The following is an 18,907-nucleotide window of genomic DNA, read 5'->3' on the forward strand; positions in this document are numbered from 1 at the left end:
CGGCTATTGCAGGGACTCAGCTCAATATGGAGACCGATCCCAGGTATTTCAAGGCGCGCGACAGATTGTCGCTGGCCAGGCTGTCCAGCCAGTGCAAGTCCTCCCAGCTGCGTAGCCAGGTGAACTGCCTTTTGGCCAGCTGGCGCGTTGCAATGATGCCGCGCTCCTGCATTTCATCCCGCGTCAGCTTCCCATCCAGGTGATCCCAGACCTGGCGATAACCGACAGCTCTTATCGATGGCAACCCCGAATGCAGGTCACCTCTTGAGCGCAATGCCAGTACTTCATCCAGAAACCCCTGATCCAGCATTTGCTCGAAACGTAGCGCGATGCGTTGGTGCAGCACCTTGCGATCAGCCGGAGCGATGGCAAGGTTCGCGACAGTATAGGGCAATTGCTGGCGCCCTGATGCGGCTGCTTCGGTACTTTGCGCAGTTTGTTGCTCGCGGTGTTCCGTCATGCTCATTCCGCTGACGCGATACACCTCAAGCGCCCTGATCAGCCGTTGCGGATCGTTGGGGTGAATACGTGCCGCCGAAACGGGATCGACCACCGCCAGTTGATCGTGCAATGACTGCCAGCCGAAGGCCTGTGCATCCGCCTCAAGCTGCGCCCTGACCTGCGCATCGGCCGCCGGCATATCCGCCAACCCGTCCAATAGAGCCTTGAAATACAACATAGTGCCGCCGACCAGCAAAGGAATATTTCCGCGTGCGGTAATTTCCGCCATGGCCGCCATAGCGTCGCTGCGAAAATCGGCTGCGGAGTAGCTTTGCGCCGGGTCGAGAATATCGATCAGGCGGTGAGGAAACTCAGCCAGCTGTGCTTTGGACGGCTTGGCGGTACCGATGTCCATGCCGCGATAGACCAGCGCAGAATCGACGCTGATCAACTCGCAGGGCAGCACTTTGGTCAGTTCTATCGCAAGGTCGGTCTTGCCTGCAGCGGTAGGCCCCATGAGAAAGATGGCCGGAGGTAAAGCGTTCATTCATTGACCGCGCAGGAATAATTTATCCAGGTCATTGAGACCCATCTGGGTCCAGGTAGGACGACCGTGGTTGCATTGCCCGCTGCGCTCGGTGTTTTCCATGTCGCGCAACAGGCCGTTCATTTCCGGAATGGCCAGACGCCGATTGGCGCGAATCGCGCCGTGGCAGGCCATGGTGCCGAGCAACTCGTTCATGTGCGCCTGCACCCGGTCGCTGGTGCCATATTCCATAAGGTCGGCCAGCACATCGCTGACCAGCCGGTTGGCCTCGGCCTGCTTGAGCAACGCAGGTATCTGTCGGATCGCCAGGGTTTCCGGGCCGAGCCGCTGCAGCTCGAAGCCCAGGCGCTGGAAGGTCGCAAGATGCTCTTCGGCGCAGTCCGCTTCACGCTGGCTGACCGCGATGGACTCGGGTACCAGCAATGGCTGGCCGCTCAAGCCTTCGTTGGCCATGGCTATTTTCAGGCGCTCGTACATGATCCGCTCGTGAGCAGCATGCATGTCCACCAGTACCAGGCCGTGAGCGTTTTCAGCAAGAATGTAGATACCCTTGAGCTGCGCCAGCGCATAACCCAGCGGCGGAATATCCCCGGGCGATTCGGGCAGCGACGCAGGCGCGGCACTGGGCAGCGGCGCGAAGAATTCACGGTAGGCGCTTTGCGCTTCGGCCACCGGCACGCCAGAGGTAGGCCGAGGCGTGTATTGATACTGATAACCGCTGCCAGTGCCGCCAGCGGCAGCAGGCCGGGCAAAAGGCTCGCCTTGCGGCTGCTCCAGCACGTTGTTGGCCAGACGCATTTCCCCCTGCGGCCCGAACTCGCCCGCTTCAGGCCCGCTCGGGCGTGTCTCGGCGACAACCGGCACACTGCCACCCAGCTGATTTTCAGGGCGCACATCGCCCAGCGCACGGTAGAGGGTGCCATACAGGAAGTCATGCACCATGCGCCCGTCGCGGAAGCGCACTTCATGCTTGGTCGGGTGAACGTTGACGTCCACAGCAGCCGGATCGACCTCGAAGAACAGCACGAAGGTCGGGTGGCGGCCATTGAACAACACGTCGCGATACGCCTGACGCACCGCGTGGGCGACCAGCTTGTCGCGTACGGCCCGGCCATTGACGAAGAAATATTGCAGGTCGGCCTGGCTGCGCGAGAAAGTCGGCAGCCCGACCCAGCCCCACAGATGCAGGCCATTGCGCTCGATCTCGATGGGCAGCGCCTGCTCCAGAAAGCCCGGCCCGCAGATTGCCGAGACACGTCGCGCTCTGGCGGTATCGTCGTGCGCTTCATGCAGGCTCAGCACGGTCTTGCCGTTATGCCGCAGGTGGAAGGCCACGTCGAAACGCGCCAGCGCCATGCGTTTGATGACTTCCTGCAAATGATCGAATTCGGTTTTTTCGGCTTTCAGAAACTTGCGCCGGGCAGGCGTGTTGAAGAACAGGTCGCGCACTTCAACCGAGGTGCCCACCGGATGCGCGGCTGGCTGCACGCGCGGCGCCATGTCCCGACCTTCGGTTTCGACCTGCCACGCCTGATCGGCGTCCCGGGTGCGCGAGGTCAGCGTCAGGCGTGCCACCGAGCTGATCGAAGCCAGCGCTTCGCCGCGAAACCCCAGGCTCATGACCCGCTCAAGGTCTTCCAGGTCGCGAATCTTGCTGGTTGCGTGACGTGCCAGCGCCAACGGCAGATCATCCGAAGAAATACCGCTGCCATCGTCACGCACTTTCAACAATTTGATGCCAGCCTGCTCGACGTCGACATCGATGCGCCGCGCGCCGGAATCGAGGCTGTTTTCCAGCAGCTCCTTGATTACCGAAGCCGGACGCTCGACGACTTCGCCCGCCGCAATCTGGTTGGCCAGACGCGGGCTGAGCAATTCGATGCGTGCTGCGTTCAGGGCAGTCTGAGCGTTATCGGCTTCGGCGCCGTCGAGCAGGAGATCGGTCATTACTGAGTCGCCACCTCGGAACTTGGAATGCGCAGGTCCTGGCCGATCTTCAATTCATCGGTTTTCAGATTGTTGGCGCTGCGCAAGGTGGCGATGTTCATGTCATAGCGCGCTGCGAGCATGGCCAGAGTCTCGCCGGAGCGAACCACGTGATTGCGCGGCCCCTGAGCCAGCTTGCCGTTATCACGCAGCCAGGCAATGTAGGTGCCCTGCGGCGGGTTCTGCTGGAAGAACTGTTTGACGCCCGACGTGATAGAACGCGCCAGCGCCTGCTGATGCGACGCAGAACCGAGCTTGTTGGCCTCATTGGCGTTGGAGATAAAGCCGGTCTCCACCAGAATCGACGGGATATCCGGCGACTTGAGCACCATGAAGCCCGCCTGCTCGACACGTGACTTGTGCAGCGAGGTCACGCGACCGATATTGCTCAACACCTTCTGGCCAACGTTCAGGCTCGAAGACAGCGACGCGGTCATGGACAAGTCCAGCAATACGCCCGCAAGCATGCGGTCCTTGTCATCGAGGCTGACAGCGCCAGCACCACCAATAAGGTCGGACCGGTTTTCACTGTCCGCCAGCCAGCGTGCGGTTTCGGAAGTAGCACCGCGATCGGACAGGGCGAACACCGATGCGCCGAACGCAGCGGAGGACGGCGCGGCGTCGGCGTGGATCGATACAAACAGGTCGGCGCCCTTGGAGCGGGCGATCTCGGTACGCTTGCGCAGCGGAATAAAGTAGTCGCCGGTCCGCGTCAGTTCGGCGCGGTAGCCTTTCTCGGCATTCACCTGGCGCTGCAGTTCCTTGGCAATCGACAGCACCACGTTCTTCTCTTTCTGACCGGCGCCGCCCGAGGCACCGGGGTCTTCCCCGCCGTGCCCGGCATCGATCACCACGACGATGTCGCGCTTGCCATTCGGCACCGGGGTCAGCTTGATTTCAGGCTTGGCCGGGCTGACCGGAACAGCAGGCGCCGTGTTGGCAGCGGTATCGGGAATCACAGGCGTGGGATTGGCATCGGCGGCGTTGTCATAAAGGTCGACCACCAGACGGTTACCATACTGCTGGTTGGGCGCAAGCGTGAAGCTCTTCGGGGTCACCCCCTTTTTAAGGTCGATGACCACGCGCAGGTCGGTAGGCGTGCGCTGGGCAGAGCGCATGCTGCTGATCGGCGTATTGGCCGTCGGTACGTTCAAGGGGCCGCCGAGCGTCGCACCATTGATATCGATCACCAGACGGTCAGGCGAAGTCAGGGTAAACAGGCTGTGCTGAACCGGCCCCGTCAGGTCGAAGACCAGACGTGTGTTATCCGGCGCTCGCCATAAGCGGACACTTCGTACTTGCGTAGCGGCAACCGCCTCGACAGCCAGGGCCATCAACAGCAGACCAACTACAGTAACCAGCGCGCGCATGCGCATACCTAACCCCATATCTATTTGAATTCCAAAGCCAAAGTGGCACACCAACGTTCGCCACGCGAGCCCAGCGGGCTCAATATCACGGACCGACCTTCTCCGTGCGGCCCAATGGTAATGGTCAGGTCGGGCTTTGGCAAAAAGCCTGCACCACGCTGGGGCCATTCAATCAGACAAAGTGCGTCGCCGTCGAAGTAATCACGCACGCCCATGTACTCAAGTTCCTCCGGATCGACCAACCGGTAAAGGTCAAAGTGAAACACCTTTATTGCGCCGATTTCGTAAGGTTCGACCAGCGTGAAAGTAGGACTCTTGACGGCCCCGACATGCCCGAAGCCGCGAATCAATCCCCGCGAAAGCGTGGTTTTTCCAGCGCCCAGATCGCCATCCAGAAAGATGACGCCAAGGCCTTCGGTAACCCTGGCCAGGCGTGCACCAAAATCCATCATTGCCTCTTCGCCAACCACATGCAGCGTTAAATCAGACACGGTTGCAGCTCCTCCAATAACTGACGAATGGCAGGAATAATATCGCTGGCGGCCAGCCCTCGGCCGTGTTCACCGACGTTCTGACCGGCGCTTGCGTGCAGCCATACCGCCAGACAGGCCGCGTCGAACGGTTTGAGATGCTGCGCCATCAGCGCACCGATCAATCCGGCCAGCACATCACCCAGCCCCGCGGTGGCCATGGCCGGATGACCGCGATCGCACAGCGCCAGTTGCCCGTGCGCATCGGCAATCAGGCTGCCGGAGCCCTTAAGGACGCAAACCGTATCGAATTTACGCGCCAGCGCCCGTACCGCAGCGGCCCGGTCCGCCTGGACTTCCTTGATGCCCACACCCAGCAACCGTGCCGCCTCGCCCGGATGCGGGGTGATGACACTGCCTTTGGGCAGGCTGACCAGCCCGGCGGCGAGCATATTCAGCGCATCGGCGTCCCACACCTGCGGACGATCCGCATTGGCAGCCGCCGACAGCAGGCTGCGCCCCCAGGCCGCCTGACCCAGCCCGGGGCCGACCACTAACACGCTGGCTGGCTCGATCAAGCCCATCAACTGGTTGGCCGAATGAATCGCCGCGCTCATGATTTCCGGCATGCGTGTCAGGGCGGCCGCAACGTGCTCGGGCCGCGTGGCCAGCGTCAGCATGCCTGCACCGCTGCGCAGGGCGCTTTCGGCGCTGAGCAACGCCGCACCACCAAAACCGTGATCGCCACCGATGACCAGTACCCGGCCAAACATGCCTTTATGAGCGGTACGCGGACGCGCTGCCAGTTGTGGCAGGGTGTGTTTATCGAGACGCTTCGCGCTGAACGGCGCCTGCGCCACCAGCGCCGGGTCTGCACGCAGGTCATCGAAAATCAGCTCACCCACCAGATCCGCCGCATCGCCCGTCAGCAAACCCAGCTTGAGTCCGATGAATGTAACGGTCACATCGGCACGCACCGCGACACCCAGCGTCTGCCCGGTATCTGCACTCAAGCCCGATGGAATATCCACAGCGATGACGGGCAGACCACTGTCATTAACGGCGTTGATGGCCGAGACATAAGGCTCGCGCACCTCGCCGTCGAGCCCGGTGCCGAGCATCGCATCCAGCACGACACCGGCCAGCGGCTGTCCGGCCCATGCCTGAATATCAATACCGAAAGCCGCACCATGCGCCGAGGCAGCATCACCTGTCAGTGCGGCCGGGTCGCCCACGGCCAGCACCCTGACCTGCCAGCCGGCCTTGTGAGCCATTGCCGCCACCAGATACCCGTCACCGGCATTGTTGCCACGCCCGGTCAACACCGTTAGTTCGGTCGCCTCCGGCCAGCGCCGAAGTATCGTGCGCCACAACGCCTGCGCAGCGCGCAACATCAATTCCAGGCCGGGCGTGCCGGCAGCAATCAGCCGTGCGTCGAGGTCGCGGACCTGCGCAGCGCTGTACAGCGCGTCGGGTAAATGAGGTTTAGTGTCGAACATGCGTCTATGGGCTCCGATGTCTGGCAGAATTATACGCACCTTGGCCCCGGTTTCTCTCTGCGCATGTCCGCTATTACTGCTGTACTTCCAACTTCCGATGATCTTGCCGCCCTTGCCGTATCAATCAAGGCGTGGGGGCGTGAGCTGGGCTTTCAGGAAGTCGGGATCAGCGGCCTGGACCTGGCAGAGCACGAACAGCACCTGCAACGCTGGCTCGATGCAGGCTATCACGGGGAAATGGACTATATGGCAGCCCATGGCAGCAAACGTTCCCACCCGGATGAGCTGGTGCCGGGAACGCTGCGAGTGGTGTCGCTGCGTATGGATTATCTGCCGGGCGACACCGAAATGGCGCAACGCCTGACCGAACCGGAAAAAGCCTATGTCTCACGCTACGCGCTGGGCCGTGATTATCACAAACTCATCCGCAAGCGCCTGCAACAACTGGCCGAGCGTATTCAGCAGGCCATCGGGCCGTTTGGCTTCCGGGCCTTCGTGGACAGCGCGCCAGTGCTGGAAAAGGCCATCGCCGAACAGGCCGGGCTGGGCTGGATCGGCAAGAACACGCTGGTGCTCAACCGCAAGGCAGGCAGCTTCTTCTTTCTTGGTGAACTGTTTGTCGATATCCCGTTGCCGGTCGACGCACCTCATGCAACCGAACATTGCGGGCGCTGCACGGCCTGTCTGGACATCTGTCCGACGGCGGCGTTTATCGGGCCTTACGTACTGGACGCGCGGCGCTGCATCTCTTACCTGACCATCGAGCTGAAGACGGCGATCCCCGAAGAGCTGCGGCCACTGATCGGCAACCGGGTGTTCGGCTGCGACGATTGCCAGATCGTCTGCCCGTGGAACCGCTTCGCCCGCCCCACCGAGCAGAGCGACTTTCAGCCGCGCCACAATCTGGACAACGCGGGGCTGGCCGAGCTGTTCCTGTGGGATGAAGAGAAATTCCTCGGCAGCACCGAGGGCTCACCACTGCGCAGGGCGGGTTATGAACGCTGGCTACGCAACCTGGCGGTGGGGCTGGGCAACGCGCCCTCCACCATTCCGGTGATCGAGGCCCTGCAAGCACGGCGCGACTACCCGTCGGAACTGGTCAGGGAACATGTGGAATGGGCGCTGCAGAGGCATGGCGTGGCGCCGCTTTAAACCTGCAGCGCGGCGCAGACGTGTGACGCGGAGCGTCACGAAAGGCATTCCCACGCTGGAGCGTGAGGAACGATAATTCTCCAACTATCGTGCCTACGCTATGCGCCTGCCTCAAGGCTCGTCTTTATAGACAAACTTGGGCATTTCCCAGCGGAAACGAATCGCCAACAGGCGCAGCAGCAGGCCGCCGAACAGGGTGATCAACACCGCCTGCTCGTTCGGCAACTGCAGGTACTGGCACAGTAGAAAACACCACGCGGCCAGAAAAGACACACTGGCGTACAGCTCGCGGCGGAAGATCAGCGGGATATCGTTGCAGAAGATGTCACGCAGGATGCCGCCGAAAACCCCGGTGATCACACCACACACTGACGCGATCAGCACACCGTGTCCGGCCTCCAGCGCGGTCATGCAGCCGATCAGGGTGAAGGCCACCAGCCCCAGCGCATCGAGCACCAGAAACAGTGAGCGCAGGTGACGCATCAATGGCGCGATGAAGATCGTCACCAGCGCCGCCACACTGGTCAGGACCAGATATTCCGGGTGCTTGACCCAGGTCAGCGGGTAATGACCGATCAGCACGTCGCGGACCGAACCGCCACCCAGCGCAGTGACGCAGGCGATCAGCACCACGCCGAACCAGTCCATCCCGCGCCGCCCCGCAGACAGGGCTCCCGTCATGGCTTCAGCAGTGATAGCGATCAGATAAAGCATCAGCAACATGGCGGCGACTCTGCGACAAAGGCGCGCAGTCTAACCAGCCGACCAACGCACTGAAAGAGTGCAGCGAAGATTATTCACTGCACGCGCCAGTCTCGATCAAACCTTGATGAAATGCTCACGATAAAAGCGCAGCTCGGCAATCGACTCGCGGATGTCATCGAGCGCCAGGTGCGTGCTGCCTTTCTTGAATTTCAGTTCGGGGGACCAGCGCGAAGCCAGTTCCTTGAGGGTCGAGACATCCAGGTTGCGGTAGTGGAAGTAGTTTTCCAGCGCCGGCATGTGGCGATACAGGAAGCGGCGATCCTGGCAGATGCTGTTGCCGCAGATCGGCGAACTGCGCTCTGGCACCCACAGCTTGATGAACTCGAGGGTCTGCGCCTCCGCCTCAGCCATGCTGACGGTACTTTCCCGCACGCGCTGGGTCAGGCCCGAACCGCCGTGCTGGCGAGTGTTCCACTCATCCATTTTCGCCAGCGTCTCGTCGCTCTGATGAACAGCGATCACCGGGCCTTCGGCCAGGGTGTTCAGCTCACTATCGGTGATGATCGTGGCCATTTCGATAATGACATCGGTATCAGGGTCAAGACCGGTCATTTCCAGATCGATCCAGATCAGGTTCTGCTTGTTCTGCATGTGTCGACTCCTCAGCATAGGCGCGCAGTTTAGCTCACCCTGCCGTGCTAGACTCCTGCCGATCAATCGTACTGCCTAATTCATCGGTTACATCACATCGGAACACCCATGGCCAAACGCCAACTCAATCGTCGTCAGAACTGGCGCATCGAAAAAATTCAGGGCGAGCGTGCTGCCCGCGCGGCAAAACGCGAGTCCGCTACGCTTGAAACACTCGAGGGTGGCGACCTCGGCCCCGAGCAGACGGGCCTGGTGATCGCTCACTTCGGCGTACAGGTCGAAGTCGAGGCTCAGGAAGGCGAAGCGACCGGTCAGGTCTTTCGCTGCCACCTGCGCGCCAACCTGCCTGCACTGGTGACCGGTGATCGCGTGGTATGGCGCGCCGGCAATCAGGGCATTGGCGTCATCGTCGCGCAACTGCCTCGCACCACCGAACTGCGCCGCCCGGATTCACGCGGCCAGCTCAAGCCTGTGGCTGCCAACGTCGACCTGATCGTGATCGTCTTCGCGCCGATGCCCGAGCCGCATGCCAACCTGATCGACCGCTATCTGGTGGCCGCCGAGCATGCCGGGATTCGTCCGTTGCTGCTGCTCAACAAGGCCGATCTGATCGACGAACAGAATGCGCCCGCGCTCAACGCGCTGCTGGCGGTCTACCGCACGCTGGGTTATCCGGTGCTGGAAGTCTCCGCGCACCACGGTGACGGCATGCAGAGCCTGCAAAGCCAGCTTGACGGGCACATCAGTGTGTTCGTCGGCCAGTCCGGCGTCGGCAAGTCCTCGCTGGTCAACAGCCTTCTGCCGGAAACGGACACTCGGGTCGGCCCGCTGTCCGAAGTCTCCGGCCAGGGCACACACACCACGACCACCGCCCGCCTGTTCCACTTCCCGCGTGGCGGCGATCTGATCGACTCGCCGGGCATCCGTGAATTCGGCCTGGGGCACGTCAGCCGTGCTGATGTAGAGGCAGGTTTCATCGAGTTCAACGATCTGATCGGCACGTGCCGCTTTCGTGACTGCAAGCATGACCGCGAACCGGGCTGCGCCCTGCTCAAGGGGCTTGAAGACGGCCGCGTGCAACAGCAGCGCATGAACAGCTACCGTTCGATCATTGCCAGCCTGCCGCAAGACAGCTACTGAGACCGAACGCCGCACGCAAAAACGCCGCGATGATCGCGGCGTTTTTGTACCCGTGGCAGCTCAGTTCTGAGCTGGCTCGACCCGCAACTTGCCATCATCAAAGATGTTCAGCTTCTGCCGGATCTCGCGCGGCTGGGCGTAGGCCTGCGGATCGGGCGGCGCAGTTGTAGAAGCACCCGGAGCAGCAGGCACCGCCGGTGTCGATGGCGCTGGTGCTGCCGGAGTGGCTGGCGTGGCTGGCGTGGCTGGCGCACCACCGGAGTTCTGATCGCCCTCGATGCGGTGCTGGGCCTTTCTGGTCAGTACCACGATATCGATGCGGCGATTGATCGGGTTGGTCGGGTTCTGGTGGTCATAAAGAGCAGACGACGCATACCCCACTACCCTGGCCACCTGTGAATCCGGATACGTCCCCGCTACCAGTGCGCGGCGCGCAGCGTTGGCACGGTTGGCCGACAGCTCCCAGTTGCCGAACCCGCCACTGCCCACGAAAGGCGTCGCATCGGTATGGCCACTGATACTGACCTTGTTCGGCACACTTTTGATGGTGTCAGCCAAGGCCAGCAGAATGTCTTCGAAATAAGGCTTGAGGCGCGCACTTCCCGAGTCGAACATCGGCCGGTTTTCAGCATCCATGATCTGGATACGCAAGCCGTCCTGAGTGATCTCGAACAGAATCTGGTCCTTGAATTTCTGCAGTTGCGGATTTTCCTGGACCTTGTTCTGCAATTCCTGGAGCAGCATCTCCAGACGCTCCTGCTCCACCGCTTCAGCCTTGGTCTCGGCAGTTTCCGCCTCGATCGGCACAGTATCCGGCGATGGCGTGGTCTTTACCTCAGGGTTCAGCGTCTGGTTCGGCGACATCTCCGGCGAACCGCCCAGATCGATCACATACGGCGAACCGCTGTCCGAGAAACCGACCGGGTCCTTGAAGTACCCGGCGACCGCGAGCAACTGCTCGGGGGTGGCAGACGACATCAGCCACAGCACCAGAAAGAACGCCATCATCGCGGTCGCGAAGTCGGCAAACGCGATTTTCCAGGCACCGCCGTGATGTCCGCCACCAAAGCGCTTTACGCGCTTGATGATAATCGGCTGATTATTTTCCATGACTTAGCGACCGCGAACCGCTTGTTCCAGCTCGCTGAAGCTGGGGCGATGCAGCGGATAGAGAACCTTGCGGCCGAACTCGACAGCCAGCGAAGGCGGCATGCCGGAGGCCGAGGCCACCAGCGACGCTTTGATGCTCTCGTAGACGTTCATTTCTTCCTTGGCATCGTGCGCAAGGCTGGTGGCCAGAGGACCGAAGAAACCGTAGGCCGCGAGAATACCGAAGAATGTACCGACCAGCGCCGCACCTACGTGCATACCGATCGCAGCCTTGTCGCCCGAACCCAGCGATGCCATGGTCACCACGATACCCAGTACCGCAGCCACGATACCGAAGCCGGGCATACCGTCTGCGATACCGGTAATGGCGTGGGATGGATGCTCGAGCTCTTCTTTCATGCTCAGCAGTTCCATGTCGAACAGACCTTCCAGCTCGTGGGGGGCCATGTTGCCGGACGACATGATGCGCAGGTAGTCGCAGATATACGCAGTCATGCGCTCATCCTTGAGGACACCCGGGTATTTGGCGAAGATCGGGCTGGAGGCAGCGTCTTCGATATCGCCTTCAATCGCCATCATGCCTTCACGGCGGCTCTTGTTGAGGATTTCGTAGACCAGCCCCAGCACTTCGAGGTAATAGGCATGAGTGAAGCGCGTACCGAACATCTTCAGCGACTTCTTGAACACGTGCATGAACATGTAGCCAGGGTTGGCCTGGAGGAACGCGCCCAGTGCAGCACCGCCGATAATCAAGACCTCGTAGGGCTGGAACAGCGCCATGATCTTGCCATGGGAGAGCACATATCCGCCGAGGACACTTGCGATAACGACAATGATGCCGATGATTTTAGCCATAGGAAAAAATACTTTACTGAGTCGGGTTCAGGGACAGTCCGGAAGTTGTTGAATCTCTTCTTCTCCTTATCGGCCTAACTGGGCGAGACTATAGCCGGTTCTTTTGAAAAACCCATTTATCCGCCTCCGTAAAAGGAGGAAAATGGCCTCAGCGCCCCGTACGCTGGCGATTTCCCAGCTTAGATAATCAGCCGCACAGGCCCTCGAATGCCGACAGAACACGCCGCACATCACCTCGTTCCGAAGACGCTGGATGCCTGGGTCAAACTGCTTGACGGCATCGCGTTGCCGGTCCCTGCCGTCAATCATGGGCACGTTCGCGCCGCACTGAACGACAGTCGTCGCTCGCTGCGTGAAATCGCCGAAATGATGCAGGAAAGTCCTGCGCTGGTGCTGAGCGTGATGCGCGAGGCCAACCATCACACCCATGGTTTGACCGAGCAGGCCGAGAGCCTCGAAATTGCGATCAACCGCCTGGGTCTGGCGCGCACCGAAGTCCTTCTGGGCCGTTTGCCGGCCAAACCGCCCGAAGACATTCCTGCGGCCTATCGCCAACTGATTCTGGTCAGCCAGCACGCCACGCAACAGGCCAACGGCCTGTTTGCCAGCCGCCTTGCGCGACTCTGGCAGGACATCCACATGGGCAGCTTGCTGTTTCTGTCGCCGCTGTGGCCGATGGCGCTGGCCTATCCGAAGCTGCTTGAAGAACTGGAACTGCGGGTTATTCACAAAGGCCACTCCAGCGTTGCCGTGGAAAAAGAGCTGTTTGGCGTCAACCTGCTGGAATTGTGCCTGGCACTCGCCGAGTTCTGGCGCCTGCCGATTTGGGTCACGCGCGGTTATAAACTGTTGATCAACGAGCGACGCGATCTGGCCAAGGCGCTGCGCATCGCCCGCGAAGAACACAGCCCGCTGCACCAGCAACAACTTATGGACGACAACCCCAACCTGCGACGCTGGCTGAATCAGCCAGCCAATACCGTGTTGTTGGGCAATGGCCTGGCGCTGGCCGCGCAAAATGCCTGGAACAGCCCGCACTGCCTGCGCTGGGAACGGCTGACCAGCCTGTACCTGCAACAGTCGATCAGCGAAGTACAGCAACAGGCGCACCAGAATGCCGCCAGCAGCGCACGCATCCATGCGGAAAAAGACCTCTGGCACCCGGCCGAATCGCTGATCTGGCCTTGGGACGCGCGCCGTGTAAGGCGCGACAATGAACCTGCACCACCACCATCGGCCGACGCCCTGCAACTGTGGCGCAAGCAATGCGCCGAGCTGCTGCAGGATCCCAGCCCGTTCATCAACGCCATGCACCTGACCACCTCGGCGCGCGACGCCTTCATGTCGTGCGGCATGGAGCGGGTCATGCTGCTGATGCTGGACAAGACCGCGACTGTGCTGCGCGTCAATCAGACTGCGGGACTGCCGAAGGATGCCGCGGCCTTGCAGCTGTTCATCAAGGAAAGCACCGTGCTGCAACGCCTGCTGACCCAGCCGACGCAGTTACGCATGACGCCCGCCAACAGCGCGCAATTTGCCGCCCTGCTGCCGCCGCAGCTGAAAACCCTGTTCAGCGGCCAGCACTGGCTGATTCGCTCGCTGAGCAACAACGGCAAAGTGATGCTGCTGGTGGTCGCCGACCAGGGCGGCGGGGCCTTGTCGGAAATTTCCGTTCAGGCATTCGGAAAAACCGCGCAATGTATTGAACGGGCACTGGGCATCTTTAGTCATCGCAAAGCATGAGGCCTGGCGTACAATTCGCCCCTTTCCTTTCATCGGAGGCTGCAAATGTCCGCATTCACTGGCTTGTCGCTGGTCATCGAACCCAACGATCTGCTTGAGCGTCTAGACGCCCCGGAACTGATCCTCGTGGATCTGACCAGCAGCGCTCGCTACGAAGCCGGGCACATTCGCGGTGCCCGCTTCGTCGATCCGAAACGTACACAACTGGGCAAGCCTCCTGCCCCCGGCCTGCTGCCCGACACTGCCAGTCTTGAGCACTTGTTCGGCGAGCTGGGCCACAACCCCGACGCCGTCTATGTCGTCTACGACGACGAAGGCGGCGGCTGGGCCGGGCGTTTCATCTGGCTGCTGGATGTCATCGGCCACAGCCGTTATCACTACCTGGACGGTGGGCTGCTGGCCTGGGAAGCGCAATTGCTACCGCTGAGCACTGACGTTCCGCCTGCTGCCGATGCCCCGGTAACGCTGACGCTGCACGACGAACCTACCGCCACGCGTGAGTACCTGCAAAGCCGTCTGGGCGCCGCCGACCTGGCGATCTGGGATGCCCGCGCGCCAACCGAGTATTCGGGCGAGAAAGTGGTCGCAGCCAAAGGCGGACACATACCCGGCGCCGTCAATTTCGAGTGGACGGCGGGCATGGACAAGGCACGCAACCTGCGTATTCGCCAGGACATGCCGGAGATCCTTCGCGACCTGGGCATCACACCCGACAAGGAAATCATCACTCACTGTCAGACCCATCACCGCTCGGGCTTCACCTATCTGGTGGCCAAGGCGCTGGGCTATCCAAGGGTCAAGGCGTATGCCGGCTCGTGGGGTGAATGGGGCAATCACCCGGAGACACCGGTAGCAGTACCGGATGTGGCCGCCGCGCCGGCCGAGGCAGTCGAAGTCGCGCAACCCGCAGCGCCTGCTCAGCCAGCCCCAGCACCAGCCGAACGCGTCGAACCGGTCCGCGCCACCGAACCGGGACGGACCTCACAGAAATATTCAGGACACTCATCCTCAGGACCTTCAATGAAAGACCGCTTGTTCATCATCAGCCAATACCTGCTGCCGCACCACCTGCTGTCCCGACTGGCAGGCTGCGTTGCCGAATGCCGCGTACGCTGGTTCAAAAACGCTTTCACCGCGTGGTTTGCCGGCCGTTATCAGGTGGACATGTCGCAGGCACTGGTCGAAGACCTGACTTCCTACGAGCACTTCAACGCGTTCTTCACACGGGCATTGAAAGCCGACGCCCGCCCTCTCGATACCACGCCAGGCGCGATTCTTTCGCCAGCCGATGGTGCCGTCAGCCAGTTGGGCTCCATCGACCACGGCCGGATCTTCCAGGCCAAGGGCCACAGTTTCAGCGTGCTCGAACTGCTCGGCGGTGATCCCAAGCTGTCGGCGCCGTTCATGGGCGGCGAGTTCGCGACCGTCTACCTGTCGCCGAAAGATTATCACCGCGTCCACATGCCACTGGCTGGCACGCTGCGCGAAATGGTCTACGTACCGGGCCGCATCTTCTCGGTCAACCAGACCACGGCCGAAAACGTACCCGAACTGTTCGCCCGTAACGAGCGAGTGGTCTGCCTGTTCGACACCGAACGCGGCCCCATGGCCGTAGTACTGGTGGGCGCGATGATCGTGGCGTCTGTCGAAACGGTATGGGCCGGGCTGGTCACGCCGCCCAAGCGTGAACTGAAGACGTTCAGCTACGACGAAGCGTCGCGTGCACCGATCCACCTGGAAAAAGGTGCCGAAATGGGTCGGTTCAAGCTGGGCTCTACCGCCATCGTGCTGTTCGGTCCAGGTCAGGTGAAATGGGCTGAACAACTGACCGCTGGCTCCAAGGTTCAAATGGGCCAGGCACTGGCTGTTCCGGCCCAGGCATGATGGCGGCCTGAGCCTCGATGCATGAGTGTCCGATGATGGACAGTGGCGCTCATGCAACGTGCCGCCGGACGATAATGGCTTAGAGCCATATTTTCTGCGAAGCGATGCCTATACTGGTAAAGTCGCACGATTGATGCTGTAGGATACTTCGCACTTTCATGGGCGTATGCTCGGCAAACCGCAGGTGCGCGATAACCTCGCCCCCCTATGAAGCCATCGTCCGGGCCAGTGAGTTGTTGGAGTTTGCCTGTCACATGAGTAATTTTAGCCTCCCTCTGCTATTGCGTGCCCCCACGCCGACGCAGTCGAGCCTGACATTCAGTGAAGCCAACCCACGCGACCTCAAACGCTGGATCTCCAGATTGCCCAAGGCGAACCTCGGAGAAATGGCGCGACAGCTCTATCAAGGGCTGACCGAGCTGAACCAGTTGATCACTCCGAGCGAAAACCGCCTGCAATTGCTCGAGCTATTGCGGCCCGAGGTGTACTTCGTCTGCAAGCACCTCGAACGTCACTTTCTCAATCAGGCCATTGTGCTGGACGAGCGACCACGCAAGGTTGCCAACCTCTGCCAGGCGCTGCAAAACCATCTGGCGACCGGTTACAAACAGATCATTCAGCAAGTCGCCCCACGCTACACCCGAGATCAGGCAGGGCTGTTCAGCACTGCACTGCAACGAGCATTACACGGGCTCAACGGGCCGCTGATCCGCGCCAATCAGCTCTACTGCCCCGTTCAGGACGGACTGTGGCTCGAACTGCATCAGATCTACCAGATTGCCCGTCAGTACCAGTTGCACAATACGCCGGTCGAAGAACCCCTGGCCCATCACAGCAAAGTGCTTAGCGTGGAACAGACCTACGTGATCGCGCTGCTGATGGGCTGTTCGCGCTGCAATCAGATGCGTCAGTTGAACATCGGCAAACTGGCCGACGCGCTGGAGGCCTGGAGCCCGCTAGTCAGACTGCATTCGCCCGCCACGGAAAGCAGCCTGTTCGCCCTGGACCCGACAGTCGACAAACCGCCGCTGTATCGCACCCTGTTCAACGACGAACAATCTCCACGGCTGCTGGGTATCAATACCTTCGCGCTGGCGGAAGCGATCAATCAGTACCTGGCCCTGCCGGATGATCAGCGCACGCCCTCGCCGCTGCTGATTCCAACCGGTATCAACACTGACCTGCTGCAACATCTGGCGGTCGCCTGGGGTGATGTGGCCGAACGCACCTTTCAACGCACTCCCGGCAAGGGCACGTTGAAACTGTGCATCGGTATGAGCGCGCTGCATTTCTATGTCGCCGGCCAGAAGTCGTTCAGCGAGCTGTTGCAATTGAACAGCGCCACCAGTGCAGCGAGTTTTTCGTTGAAGATGGCCAATGATGACGCAGACGATCCGTGGGCCTCTGCTTTTGATACTCAGCGCGGCAAGACCTCATCCGTCCTGCTGCCCTACGAAGAGATCGAATACCCGAAAAACGACGGCGACAGCGAATCGCTTTCCAACGGCCAGCATACGTTTCCGACTTTCGACCTGAATATCGTCAACCACAGCCCGGGCGGTTACTGCCTGGCATGGCAGAAGGACGTGCCTCAGCAGTTGCAAGCTGGCGAACTGGTGGGCATTCAGGATGACGCAGGCCAGGGCTGGAGCATTGCCATGGTGCGCTGGATCCGTCAGGTACGCAGCGGTGGTACACAGATGGGGATCGAACTGATCGCCCCGTTTGCTCAGCCGTGCGGCATGCAGCTTATTCGCGAACAGCAGAACAGCCAGTACCTGCGAACCCTGATGCTGCCGGAAGTTCGCGCCATGGAAAAACCGCCCACCGTGCTCGCACCGCGCCTGCCGTTTCAGGAAGGCAACAAGGTAATGATCAATGTCGGTGGTGAAGAGCGTCGCGCCTCACTGAGCAACCGGCAGGTCAGCAGCGCCAGTTACAATCAGTTCGAGTATCAGATGTACGACGCCCCGAAAGCCGCCGAGAGCGAAAAGACCAGGCCGGATCAGGAATTCGATTCCTTGTGGGGCACGCTGTAACGGTCACTGCGACAGCCGTCGCAATTTGCCCCCTGCAATCAGGGGCAGAACACGACGGCCTGAGCGTCAGCGCTTTCCTTCGCGATCGCGGAAACCCAACAGATACAGCACGCCATCGAGTCCCAGCGTCGAAATGGCCTGTTTGGCCGATTGCTTGACCAGTGGCTTGGCGCGAAACGCGACACCCAAACCGGCAATAGCCAGCATCGGCAGGTCATTGGCACCGTCGCCGACCGCGATGGTCTGCTCCAGGCTCAAACCTTCGTTGTGGGCCAGTTCGCGCAACAGATCGGCCTTGCGCTGCGCATTGACGATCGGCTCGACCGCTACGCCGGTCACCTTGCCGTCAACCACTTCCAGCTCATTGGCAAAAACGTAATCGATGCCCAGCTTTGCTTGCAGCTGCTTGGCAAAATAGGTGAAGCCACCCGACAGAATCGCCGTCTTGTAACCCAGCCGCTTGAGCTCGGAGAACAGCGTTTCAGCGCCTTCGGTCAGACGCAGAGACGCGCCGATTTCATCCAGCACGCTCACATCGAGGCCCTTGAGCAGGGCCAGGCGCTCCTTGAAGCTTTCGCTGAAATCCAGTTCGCCGCGCATGGCACGTTCGGTAATCTCGGAAACCTGCTCGCCGACGCCTGCGGCCTTGGCCAGCTCATCGATGACTTCGGCCTCAATGAGGGTCGAATCCATGTCGAACACCGCCAGGCGCCGATTACGACGGAACAGCGAGTCCTGCTGGAATGCGATATCGACGTTGAGATCCTGCGCAACCGCGAGGAATTCGGCCTGCATGGCCTTCGGGTCGGCAGGCTCGCCGCGTACGGTGAACTCGATGCAGCCCTTGCCCTTGTCGGCCGGGGTGTCGAGCGGCATGCGACCGGACAAACGATCGATCTGATCGATATTCAGTCCATACTTGGCAGTGATAGCGCTGACACACTGCAATTGCTCGGCCGTGACCTTGCGGGTCAGCAGCGTAACAATGTGACGCGCCTTGCCCTGGCCTTCGACCCAATGCTGATAATCGGTTTCGGACACCGCAGTGAAACGGACTTGCTGATCCAGTTCGTAGGCGGTGAACAGGATGTCCTTGAGCACCGAGGATCCCTGCACGGTATCCGGAATTTCAACCAGGATGCCGAACGACAGGGTGTCGTGGATCACCGCCTGACCAATATCGAGAATGTTCACGCCACCCTGAGCGAGAACGCCGGTGATGGCTGCAGTGAGACCGGGACGGTCGACACCAGTGATGTTAATCAGGACGATTTCGCGCAAGGCGCACCCCCGCAGTGGAAAAAAACCGCATTCT

At 60.9% G+C, this 18,907-nt stretch carries 15 protein-coding genes and 1 pseudogene; 6 read left to right on the plus strand and 10 right to left on the minus strand.

Going from position 1 to position 18,907, the window contains the following annotated elements:
• Nucleotides 1-16 precede the first annotated feature (16 nt).
• The 5 genes from miaA to BLR20_RS15320 are packed head-to-tail and all read right to left on the minus strand — an operon-like array spanning nt 17 to nt 6,313.
• On the minus strand, nt 17-988 hold the full coding sequence (gene miaA, locus BLR20_RS15300) for a tRNA (adenosine(37)-N6)-dimethylallyltransferase MiaA (RefSeq protein WP_054994378.1): 972 nt from the start codon (nt 986-988) through the stop codon (nt 17-19).
• Complete coding sequence (gene mutL, locus BLR20_RS15305) at nt 989-2,935, minus strand: DNA mismatch repair endonuclease MutL (protein WP_054994377.1); 1,947 nt, start codon at nt 2,933-2,935, stop codon at nt 989-991.
• On the minus strand, nt 2,935-4,362 hold the full coding sequence (locus BLR20_RS15310; protein ID WP_202907622.1) for an N-acetylmuramoyl-L-alanine amidase: 1,428 nt from the start codon (nt 4,360-4,362) through the stop codon (nt 2,935-2,937). Before BLR20_RS15310 ends, mutL begins: the two co-directional genes overlap by 1 nt.
• A 2-nt stretch (nt 4,363-4,364) precedes the next feature.
• Entirely contained in the window at nt 4,365-4,835 is a 471-nt protein-coding gene (tsaE, locus tag BLR20_RS15315) for a tRNA (adenosine(37)-N6)-threonylcarbamoyltransferase complex ATPase subunit type 1 TsaE (RefSeq protein ID WP_010439884.1), read from the minus strand.
• Nucleotides 4,823-6,313: an NAD(P)H-hydrate dehydratase gene (locus BLR20_RS15320; RefSeq protein ID WP_054994376.1), complete on the minus strand. Its 1,491-nt coding sequence runs from the start codon at nt 6,311-6,313 to the stop codon at nt 4,823-4,825. Before BLR20_RS15320 ends, tsaE begins: the two co-directional genes overlap by 13 nt.
• A 63-nt stretch (nt 6,314-6,376) precedes the next feature.
• Here BLR20_RS15320 and queG point away from each other — a divergent pair, with 63 nt between their 5' ends.
• Nucleotides 6,377-7,465, plus strand: a complete 1,089-nt coding sequence (gene queG, locus BLR20_RS15325) for a tRNA epoxyqueuosine(34) reductase QueG (RefSeq protein WP_054994401.1) — start codon at nt 6,377-6,379, stop codon at nt 7,463-7,465.
• Nucleotides 7,466-7,576: 111 nt separating this feature from the next.
• Here queG and BLR20_RS15335 read toward each other — a convergent pair whose 3' ends face one another.
• Together BLR20_RS15335 and orn are read right to left on the minus strand one after the other, a co-directional pair.
• Nucleotides 7,577-8,188 (minus strand): trimeric intracellular cation channel family protein, encoded by a 612-nt coding sequence (locus tag BLR20_RS15335; RefSeq protein WP_010439894.1) that lies wholly within the window; start codon nt 8,186-8,188, stop codon nt 7,577-7,579.
• Between the two features lie 96 nt (nt 8,189-8,284).
• On the minus strand, nt 8,285-8,821 hold the full coding sequence (gene orn / locus BLR20_RS15340) for an oligoribonuclease (RefSeq protein WP_054994375.1): 537 nt from the start codon (nt 8,819-8,821) through the stop codon (nt 8,285-8,287).
• 108 nt (nt 8,822-8,929) lie between these two features.
• Between orn and rsgA the strand changes: the two genes are divergently transcribed.
• On the plus strand, nt 8,930-9,961 hold the full coding sequence (gene rsgA, locus BLR20_RS15345) for a small ribosomal subunit biogenesis GTPase RsgA (protein WP_003317188.1): 1,032 nt from the start codon (nt 8,930-8,932) through the stop codon (nt 9,959-9,961).
• A gap of 60 nt (nt 9,962-10,021) precedes the next feature.
• On the opposite strand, the gene motB is transcribed toward rsgA, so the two are convergent.
• Together motB and motA are read right to left on the minus strand one after the other, a co-directional pair.
• Nucleotides 10,022-11,071, minus strand: a complete 1,050-nt coding sequence (gene motB, locus BLR20_RS15350; RefSeq protein WP_054994374.1) for a flagellar motor protein MotB — start codon at nt 11,069-11,071, stop codon at nt 10,022-10,024.
• 3 nt (nt 11,072-11,074) lie between these two features.
• On the minus strand, nt 11,075-11,926 hold the full coding sequence (motA, locus tag BLR20_RS15355) for a flagellar motor stator protein MotA (protein WP_005736865.1): 852 nt from the start codon (nt 11,924-11,926) through the stop codon (nt 11,075-11,077).
• A 207-nt stretch (nt 11,927-12,133) separates the two neighbouring features.
• On the opposite strand from motA, the gene BLR20_RS15360 reads away from it, so the two are divergent.
• From BLR20_RS15360 to BLR20_RS15370, 4 genes and pseudogenes are all read left to right on the plus strand, one after another.
• Entirely contained in the window at nt 12,134-13,669 is a 1,536-nt protein-coding gene (locus tag BLR20_RS15360; protein ID WP_054994373.1) for an HDOD domain-containing protein, read from the plus strand.
• Between the two features lie 45 nt (nt 13,670-13,714).
• A pseudogene (locus BLR20_RS28125) lies at nt 13,715-14,527 on the plus strand (rhodanese-like domain-containing protein); the annotation flags it as partial.
• A gap of 162 nt (nt 14,528-14,689) precedes the next feature.
• The gene (gene asd / locus BLR20_RS28130) at nt 14,690-15,553 is read left to right on the plus strand and encodes an archaetidylserine decarboxylase (protein ID WP_032615509.1); all 864 of its coding nucleotides are present in this window, start codon (nt 14,690-14,692) and stop codon (nt 15,551-15,553) included.
• 254 nt (nt 15,554-15,807) lie between these two features.
• Nucleotides 15,808-17,592, plus strand: coding sequence for a hypothetical protein (locus BLR20_RS15370; RefSeq protein ID WP_054994372.1), 1,785 nt, complete (start codon nt 15,808-15,810; stop codon nt 17,590-17,592).
• 66 nt (nt 17,593-17,658) lie between these two features.
• On the opposite strand, the gene serB is transcribed toward BLR20_RS15370, so the two are convergent.
• A complete protein-coding gene (serB, locus tag BLR20_RS15375; protein ID WP_054994371.1) occupies nt 17,659-18,873 on the minus strand; it encodes a phosphoserine phosphatase SerB in 1,215 nt (404 codons plus the stop codon).
• Nucleotides 18,874-18,907: the final 34 nt, after the last annotated feature.

The organism is Pseudomonas congelans, assembly GCF_900103225.1.
Classification (GTDB): Bacteria; Pseudomonadota; Gammaproteobacteria; order Pseudomonadales; family Pseudomonadaceae; genus Aquipseudomonas; species Aquipseudomonas congelans.